Consider the following 248-nt stretch of genomic DNA (forward strand, 5'->3'; position numbering starts at 1 on the left):
ATTTTCTTCGACCGTCTGGTGGCGGGCGGGCAGGTGCTGCTCGACAGCATGACCAACACAACCGGCCGTGAGCTGAGTGCCGACCAAGGCGCCCGTGTGAACGCTGGCTGGCGCAATGGCGTGGCGACAAACGCCAGCATCGTGCTGGCCAAGGCCACCGCGCCGACCTTGAGCTTGTGGTCGGGCAACCTGGTGCGCGTAGCGGATGCACGCATCGGCAACTCGGTAGCGCTGCACGGCGCCGACAT

1 protein-coding gene is annotated in these 248 nt (G+C 66.1%); it reads left to right on the forward strand.

What is annotated here, in order from left to right; all coding sequences use genetic code 11:
- The coding region (locus tag AC0I8G_RS26090; RefSeq protein WP_471732531.1) for a hypothetical protein at window positions 1-248 on the forward strand (248 nt) is incomplete at both ends.

The sequence above is a fragment of the Kineococcus sp. AC630 genome, from assembly GCF_979255925.1.